Source organism: Mycolicibacterium palauense, from assembly GCF_002592005.1.
Classification (GTDB): Bacteria; Actinomycetota; Actinomycetes; order Mycobacteriales; family Mycobacteriaceae; genus Mycobacterium; species Mycobacterium palauense.
In genome coordinates this window covers 1-8394 of sequence record NZ_NVQF01000143.1, presented here as the reverse complement: position 1 = coordinate 8394, position 8394 = coordinate 1, and the positions used below count along the sequence as shown (strand labels likewise).

The following is an 8394-nucleotide window of genomic DNA, read 5'->3' as shown; positions in this document are numbered from 1 at the left end:
GGAGTTGGGGGCCGGGGAGTTAGGGGCGGCCTTGAGCGCCTCGGCGGTCTCGTCGATGGCCCTGATCTTCTCGGCCAGCAGCGCCGGGTCGGTGGTGACCGCGAATCGTCCACACATGTGGCCCATGGTTCCAGAACCGCCCGACAGGGCAGGATGGAGCCGTGACCGCCCTGCAGACCTGGACAGCACCCCCGGCAATCGCACCCGTGCACGCCACGGTGACCGTCCCCGGATCGAAGTCGCTGACCAACCGGACCCTCGTGCTGGCGGCCCTGGCGGCCGCGCAGGGGCAGGGACCGTCCACGATCACCGGCGCCCTGCGCAGCCGCGACACCGACCTGATGATCGGCGCGTTGCGCACGCTGGGGCTCGACGTCTCGGGTGCGGGCGCCGAGCTGACGGTCGCGGGCCGGCTGGCCCCCGGCGAGCACGCCCGGGTGGACTGCGGCCTGGCCGGCACCGTGCTGCGGTTCGTGCCGCCGGTGGCGGCGCTGGCGCGGGCGGCGGTCGAGTTCGATGGAGACGCCCAGGCCCGGGCACGGCCGATCGCGCCGCTGCTCGACGCGCTGCGCTCGATCGGCGTGGACATCGACGGTGCCGGGATGCCGTTCTCGGTGCGGGGCACCGGGCAGGTCCGGGGCGGCACGGTGGAGATCGACGCCTCGGGGTCCTCGCAGTTCGTCTCCGGGTTGCTGCTCTCCGGTGCGGCGTTCACCGAGGGCATCGAGGTGCTGCACCGCCCCGCCGTGGCCGGTTCCGCGGTGCCGTCGATGCCGCACATCGCGATGACCGTGGCGATGCTGCGCCGGGCCGGCGTCGAGGTCGACGACGCCGGGCCGAACCGCTGGCGGGTGGCGCCGGGCACCGTGGCGGCCCGGACCTGGGAGGTGGAACCGGATCTGTCCAACGCGGTGCCGTTCCTGGCCGCGGCGGTGGTCACCGGCGGCGACGTCCGTATCACCGGCTGGCCGGCGCGGAGCCTGCAGCCCGCGGGCACCATCCTGGGGATCCTGGACATGCTCGGCACCCGGGCCACCCGAAGCGACGCCCACCTGCAGGTCGAGGGCGCCGCCGAGTATGCCGGCCTCGACGTGGACCTGCGCGACGTCGGGGAGCTGACCCCGGCGATCGCGGTGCTTGCCGCGCTGGCGTCGCCGGGATCGGTTTCACGACTGAGGGGCATCGCGCATCTGCGCGGCCACGAAACCGACCGGCTGGCCGCGCTGAGCACCGAGATCAACCGGCTCGGCGGTGACTGCCGCGAAACCGAGGACGGCCTGGTGATCACCGCGGTGCCCCTGCACGGCGGCACCTGGCGCTCCTACGCCGATCACCGGATGGCCATGGCCGGCGCCATCGTCGGGTTGCGGGTGCCCGGGGTCGAGGTGGAGGACATCGCCACCACGGCCAAGACGCTGCCCGACTTTCCCGCGATGTGGGCGGGGCTGTTGGCGGGCCAGGGCCTGTGACCGACGGGGGCGGGGCCCGCGGCGGGGACAGGGTGCGGCCTTGAGCCGACGCGACTACGACGAATCCGACGTCCGGATCCGCCCGGGCAAGGGTTCGCGGCCGCGCACCAAGAACCGCCCCGATCACGCCGATGCCCAGCCGGCCATGGTGGTGACCGTGGACCGCGGCCGCTGGGGATGCGTGCTCGACGACGATCCCACCCGTCGGGTGACAGCCATGCGCGCACGCGAGCTGGGCCGCACCCCGATCGTGGTCGGCGACGACGTCGACATCGTCGGCGACCTGTCCGGACGGCCCGACACGCTGGCGCGCATCGTGCGCCGCGGCGATCGCCGAACGGTGTTGCGGCGCACCGCCGACGACACCGACCCCACGGAACGGGTGGTGGTCGCCAACGCCGACCAGCTGGCCATTGTGGTGGCGCTGGCCGATCCCCCGCCGCGCACCGGCTTCGTCGAACGCTCGCTGATCGCCGCCTACGCCGGCGGACTCGAACCCATTCTGTGCCTGACGAAGTCGGACCTGGCCGCCGGCGTGTCCTTCGCCGCGCAGTTCGCCGATCTGGACCTCACCGTCATCGCCGCCGGACGCGACGACGGCCTCGGCGCGCTCCAACGGGCACTGGCCGGCAAGGTCACCGTGCTGCTCGGTCACTCCGGGGTGGGCAAGTCGACGTTGGTGAATCGCCTTGTCCCGGATGCGGACCGGGCAATCGGTGAGGTGTCGGGTGTGGGCAAGGGCAAGCACACCTCCACCCAGTCGGTGGCGCTGGCGCTACCGGGTGGCGGCTGGGTGATCGACACTCCGGGGGTGCGTTCCTTCGGGCTGGCCCACATCGACCCCGACGACGTCCTGCTGGCGTTCTCCGACCTGGCCGAGGTGATCGCCGAGTGCCCTCGGGGCTGCGGCCACATGGGTCCGCCGGCGGATCCGGAGTGCGCCCTGGACACCCTGACCGGACCCGCGGCGGGCCGGGTGGCCGCAGCCCGCCGACTGCTGTCCGTGCTGCGCGAAGGCTAGGCAGGCGGCGGCTAGTCAGGCGGCCAGGTCGGGACGCGAACCGGCCTCGCCGGCGGCGCGCCTGTCGGCCCTGCCCCGGCGCCATGCCCGCACCGTGGCGATCGCGCTCTTGAGACCACGTCGCCGACCCGTCCCCGGATCGACGTCGGCGAAACCCGGCCCGAGTGCGTCGAACATCCGCTCACTGCGGGTTTCGGGTGCGTCGTCGGCGGTGTCACGCAGATACCGGTCGGGCAGCGACAGCTTGGCGATGGTGCGCCACGTCTTGCCGTACTGCACCAGGAACGATCCCGTGGTGTAGGGCAGGTCGTACTTGTCGCAGATCTGACGGACCCGCAGCGAGATCTCATAGAGCCGGTTGCTCGGCAGATCCGGGTAGATGTGGTGCTCGATCTGGTGACACAGGTTGCCGCTCATGAACCGCAGCACCGGCCCGTTCTCGAAGTTGGCGCTGCCGAGCATCTGACGCAGGTACCACTGACCCTTGGACTCGCCGACCATGTCGGTCTTGGTGAATTTCTCTGCGCCGTCGGGGAAATGGCCGCAGAAGATCACCGCGTTGGACCACACGTTGCGGATGATGTTGGCGACCGCGTTGGCCGTCGCCGTGGAACGGTAGGTGGCGTGCGGCGACAGTGAGGTCAGTGCGGGGAACGCGACATAGTCCTTGGCCACCTGATGACCGGCCTTGGTGGTGAACTCACGCAGCCGCACCATGGTGGCCCTGCGGTCGTCGCGGCCCTTGAAGATCTTGCCGAGCTCGAGGTGCTGAAGGCCCACGCCCCACTCGAAGAGTGTGGCGAGCATGGTGTTGAAGAACAGGTTGAAGACGTTGTGCGGCTTCCACTTCTGGTCACGCGTGACGCGCAGCAGTCCGTAGCCCACATCGTCGTCCATGCCCAGGATGTTGGTGTACTTGTGATGCATGAAGTTGTGGGTGAAGCGCCAGTGCTTGGACGCACCGGACATGTCCCATTCCCAGCTGGAGGAGTGGATCTCCGGATCGTTCATCCAGTCCCACTGGCCGTGCATGACGTTGTGGCCGATCTCCATGTTCTCGATGATCTTGGCCACGCCGAGGGTGGCGGTGCCGGCCCACCAGAACCTGCGCTTGGAACTGCCCGCCAGCATCAACCGGCCGGCGATCTCCAGCGCCCGCTGGGCGGCGATGGTCCGCCGGATGTAGCGGGCGTCGCGCTCGCCCCGGGAGTCCTCGATGTCCTGTCGGATGGCGTCGAGCTCCACCGCAAGGCTGTCGATGTCGGCGTCGGTGAGGTGTGCGAACGCCGGAACGTCGGTGATTGCCATTACCTGTCCTCCCTTCGCTTACCTACGCTACCGTAACCTACGCCTTCGTAGGTTACCACCTGGTAATACCTAGACGTCCAGTACACAATCTCCGGACGCGGCCGACACACAGGTCTGCACCCGGGTCCCCGGCGCATGCTCCACACCGGTGCGCAGGTCCCGGACATACCCGTCGACCAGGCCGACCACACACGACTGACAGATGCCCATCCGGCAGCCGAACGGCATCTGGATGCCCGCCTGTTCGCCGGCCTCCATCAGCGGGGTGGCACCGTCGACGGCGACGGCCCTGTCACTGCGCTCGAAGGTGACGGTCCCGCCGGCCCCGTGCGGCGCCGCCCTGGACACCGCGAAGCGCTCCAGGTGCAGCCGCTCGGGGATCCCCGCCTCGGTCCACACCCGCTCGGCCGCATCCAGCATGCCTTCCGGGCCGCACGCCCAGGTCTGGCGCTGACGCCAGTCGGCGACCACCTCGTCGAGCCGGGCCGGGTCGAGCCGGCCCTGGGTGCGGGTGGCGCGCACCGTGAGGCGGTAGCCGGGCCGGGATCGGGCCAGCTCGGCCAGCTCGGCGGCGAACATGACGTCGGCGTCGGTGGGCGCGGAGTGCACGTGCTCGACGTCGACGAGCTGATCGCGACGGACCAGGGTGCGCAGCATCGACATCACCGGAGTGATGCCGGATCCGCCGGTCAGGAACAGCACCCGCGGGGGCGCCGGGTCGGGCATGACGAAGTTGCCCTGCGGGGCCGCCAGCCGCACGATCGTGCCGGGGGCCACACCGCTGACCAGATGGCTCGACAGAAAGCCTTCGGGCATCGCCTTGATGGCAATGGTGATCGTGCGCTGTCCCGTGACCGGGCTGGAGGTCAGCGAGTAGGAGCGCCAGCACCACCGCCCGCCCATCAGCACGCCGATTCCGATGTACTGGCCGGGCTCGTAGTCGAAGGTGAAACCCCACCCCGGTTTGATCACCAGGGTGGCCGAGTCCTCGGTCTCGCGACGCACCTGGACCACGCGCCCGCGCAGTTCACGCGCCGACCACAACGGATTGGCCAGGTGCAGGTAGTCGTCGGGCAGCAGTGGTGTGGTGATCCGCCCGGCCAGGGTGCGCAGGGCGTGCCAGCCCCGATGCCTGTCGGTTCCGGCCACGGTCGGGCGCACCGTGTCGGCGACCCGGGCGCCGATCTTGATGTGATTTTTGGCCATCGGATCTCCTGACCGACCGGGCCGCACCGATCACGGCGATCCGGTCTCGCGTTAAAGCTACGGTACCGTAACCTACGGTTGCGTAGCCAGTGTGCGGCTCGCCGCTCCGCGGGCCGGTTCCGCCCGTGTCTAGAGCAGCTCGAGCAGGAACGGCAGCTCCTGTGTGGCGTACCAGGCCAGGTCGTGATCCTGGGCGTCGCCCACCGTCAGTTCGGCGTCCTCGTCGCCGAGGTCGGCGGCATCGATGACCTCGACGGCGGCGGCCACGGCCGGTTCGGCGGCGGCGGTGTCGACGTAGACGGCCACCACGTCGGGGGTGGCCAGCGGTTCACCGAGGCGCACGACGGCGTCGTCGAGATCGGGACGCGGGGTGGCCGAGTCCACGTCGGCGACCAGCACCGCACGCCGCAGCGGCAACCCGTTCTCGGCTCCGGCGGGGGTGACTGCGTCGATGCCGGCGCCGGTGGCCAGCAACCGCAGCGAGGCCAGCGCGGCTTCACGCAGCGCCACCTCGGCCAGCTCCTCGTCGTCGCCGTCGGAGTAGGCCTCGCGCAACGTCGGGGTGACGGAAAAGGCGGTGCCGCCGAGCGGGAACAGCGTCCCGTCGGCGACCAACTTCTGCAGCATGGCCAGCGTGGCCGGTACGTAGACCCGCACAGGTGCGAGGGTAGCCGCAGACCCGGCCGCGCGGAGCGCGAGGGCGCGAGGCGCCACTACTGCCGGTCTCCGAACAGGCCGGCGACGTGATCCTCGACGTAGGTGATGACCTCGCGGGAGGTCCGCTCGTAGTTGTTCACGGCCAACGGCTTGACCGGCAGTTCGACCGCCGGACGGTCGACGTCGCTGTAGTCGATGGTGGACAGCAGGTGGGCCATCATGTTCAGCCGGGCCCGCTTCTTGTCGTCGGACTCCACGACGAACCAGGGACTGACCGGAGTGTCGGTGTGAACCATCATCTGGTCCTTGGCCCGCGAGTAGTCCTCCCAGCGGTACACCGACTCCAGATCCATCGGGGACAGTTTCCACTGGCGCACCGGGTCGTGCATGCGCTTGTGGAACCGCCGCAACTGTTCGTCGGCGGACACCGAAAACCAGTACTTGCGCAGCAGGATTCCATCCTCGATGAGCATCTGCTCGATGATCGGGGTCTGGCGGAGGAACAGCGTGTGCTCCTGGGGTGTGCAGAAGCCCATCACCTTCTCCACCCCGGCCCGGTTGTACCAGGACCGGTCGAACAGCACGATCTCGCCGCGGGCGGGCAGGTGCTCGATATAGCGCTGGTAGTACCACTGTCCCTTTTCGCGGTCACTGGGTGCGGGCAACGCGGCGATCCGCGCCACCCGGGGGCTCAGGTATTCGGTGATCCGCTTGATGGTGCCGCCCTTGCCGGCGGCGTCGCGGCCCTCGAAGACGATCACGATGCGCGCGCCGGTGTGCTTGGTCCATTCCTGCAGTTTCACGAGTTCGGTTTGCAGGCGGAACAATTCGGCGGCGTAGACGTCCTTGGGCAGCTTCGGCGGCCGATGTCCCCTATTGGACTTCTTGTCCTTTCCCACCGGTGGATTCTACTGCCAGGTCCGTCTATTGCGCGGAATCGAGCAGCTCCTCGAGCGACTCCCCCAGCAGCGCGGGCAACATCTCCACGTCGCTCATCGCCTCGCGGTCGGCGTTGATACCGAAATACAGTCTCCCGCAGTAGGAGGTCACCCCGATGGCGAGCACCTGATTGTGCAGCAACGGAGGCACCGCGTAGGTCTCCAGCAGCTTGGTGCCCGCCACATACATCTGCGACTGCGCACCGGGCACGTTGGTGATCAGCAGGTTGAACAGCCGCGCCGAGAAGCTGGTGGCCACCCTGATCCCCATGGCGTGCAGCGTGGGCGGGGCGAACCCCGACAGCGTGACGATCGTGCGCGCGTCGACCAGGCTGGCTGCCGTGGAATGGGACTCGGTGGCGTGGGCGATCTGCGAGAGCCGCACCACGGCGTTGCCCTCCCCCACCGGCAGGTCCACCAGGAACGGCGCCACCTCGTCGATCGCCTGCCCGGGGCCCGCCGACGGGTCGTGGTCGACCTCGGGGTACACCGACATCGGCGCCATCGCGCGGACACTGGCCGTCGGGGTGACCGGCTCGCCGCGGGACAGCAGCCAGTTCCGCAGCGCACCCGCGATCACCGCCAGCACCACATCGTTGACGTCACAGTCGTATCGGGCGCGCACCGTGCGGTAGTCCTCCAGCGAATGCCCGGCGACCGTGAAACGCCGATTGCGTGACACCGGCGCGTTGAGCGGGCTGGGCGGCGCGGTGCCCCGGGCGAACGTTCTTGCCACATCGGCGAATCGCTGCCCGGCAGCGACAAGCTGTTCGGAGTTGGTGAGGATGCCGCCGACCGCCGACTGCACCGCCTGCAGCTGTTGCCCGGGACCCACCACCCACTCCCCGAGCGCGCCGAGCAGCAGGCCGGCGGTGCTGGGTTCGCGGGACGGGATCCAGATGTCCTCCCCGAACTCCGGGGGCCGTTGGGTGCGATCGGCGATGACGTGGCCGATCTCCAGGGCCGTCATGCCGTTGACGAGCGCCTGGTGCGATTTGGTGTAGATGGCGATCCGGTTCTTCGCCAGGCCCTCGACCAGGTACATCTCCCACAGCGGCCGCGACTTGTCGAGCGGGCGCGAGCCCAGCCGCGCGACCAGATCGTGCAGCTGCGCGTCGCTGCCCGGCGAGGGCAGGGCCGAGCGGCGGATGTGGTAGGTGATGTCGAAGTCACGGTCGTCGATCCACACCGGACGCGCCAACCCCAGGGTGACCTCGCGGACCTTCTGCCGGTACCGGGGAATCTGGGGCAACCGCTGCTCGACGGTGGCCAGCAGCGTCTCGTAGCTCAGGCCCGCGCGGGGGCGCCGCAGGATCGACAGCGAGCCCACGTACATCGGCGTGGAGGTGTTCTCCAGCTGATAGAAGGACGCATCCGATGCTGACAACCGGGTCACCATCGCGGCTTGGCCCCCCTTCCCCACCGATAGTTGCGCTCGCCACGGTAGCGGCCCGCGCCCAGGGCGCCCACCGCGGGTGCACACACGGGCCGGCGATCTGTGCCATCATCAGGCCGTCTGCCCACTCTCCAGCAGGCCCGCCCCGTTTCGCCGTGCCCGTTGGAGGTGCCGTCCGTGTTCGTATCCACTCCAGTACCCGCTTCGGGAACCCCGTCAGGCCCGGTCCCGGGCCACGCGTCGACACCCGCCCCGGCGTCGCGGCCGTCGGTGACCCCGATCATCGACTGTGAGCCTCCCGTCGTGGCCGCCGGCTCCACGCCGCGGCTGCCGGTGCGCCGGCGGGGTCGCCGCCCGGCCCGGCCGCGGCGCGCGGTCCCCCCGCCGGCGCACCGGCAG

At 70.0% G+C, this 8394-nt stretch carries 7 protein-coding genes and 1 pseudogene; 2 read left to right on the top strand and 6 right to left on the bottom strand.

Annotation, left to right across the window (positions count from 1 at the left end; genetic code table 11):
* Positions 1-117, bottom strand: a pseudogene (locus CSR00_RS28635) (SOS response-associated peptidase); the annotation flags it as partial.
* Positions 118-161: 44 nt separating this feature from the next.
* Between CSR00_RS28635 and aroA the strand changes: the two are divergent.
* Both aroA and rsgA read left to right on the top strand, forming a co-directional pair.
* Entirely contained in the window at positions 162-1469 is a 1308-nt protein-coding gene (gene aroA, locus CSR00_RS28630; RefSeq protein ID WP_099025752.1) for a 3-phosphoshikimate 1-carboxyvinyltransferase, read from the top strand.
* A gap of 40 nt (positions 1470-1509) precedes the next feature.
* Entirely contained in the window at positions 1510-2490 is a 981-nt protein-coding gene (gene rsgA / locus CSR00_RS28625; RefSeq protein ID WP_099025751.1) for a ribosome small subunit-dependent GTPase A, read from the top strand.
* 15 nt (positions 2491-2505) lie between these two features.
* Here the strand turns inward: rsgA and CSR00_RS28620 are convergent, their stop codons facing one another.
* The 5 genes from CSR00_RS28620 to CSR00_RS31075 all read right to left on the bottom strand — a co-directional run bounded on the left by CSR00_RS28620 (position 2506) and on the right by CSR00_RS31075 (position 7998).
* A complete protein-coding gene (locus tag CSR00_RS28620) occupies positions 2506-3798 on the bottom strand; it encodes a fatty acid desaturase family protein (protein ID WP_099025750.1) in 1293 nt (430 codons plus the stop codon).
* A gap of 69 nt (positions 3799-3867) precedes the next feature.
* Positions 3868-5004 carry a ferredoxin reductase gene (locus CSR00_RS28615; RefSeq protein WP_099025749.1) on the bottom strand — a complete coding sequence of 379 codons (1137 nt, stop codon included), beginning with the start codon at positions 5002-5004 and terminating at the stop codon, positions 3868-3870.
* A 129-nt stretch (positions 5005-5133) separates the two neighbouring features.
* Positions 5134-5661, bottom strand: a complete 528-nt coding sequence (locus CSR00_RS28610) for a DUF6912 family protein (RefSeq protein ID WP_407662534.1) — start codon at positions 5659-5661, stop codon at positions 5134-5136.
* Between the two features lie 56 nt (positions 5662-5717).
* Positions 5718-6560: a polyphosphate kinase 2 gene (gene ppk2 / locus CSR00_RS28605; RefSeq protein ID WP_099025748.1), complete on the bottom strand. Its 843-nt coding sequence runs from the start codon at positions 6558-6560 to the stop codon at positions 5718-5720.
* A 25-nt stretch (positions 6561-6585) separates the two neighbouring features.
* Positions 6586-7998, bottom strand: coding sequence for a WS/DGAT/MGAT family O-acyltransferase (locus tag CSR00_RS31075; RefSeq protein ID WP_099025747.1), 1413 nt, complete (start codon positions 7996-7998; stop codon positions 6586-6588).
* Positions 7999-8394: the final 396 nt, after the last annotated feature.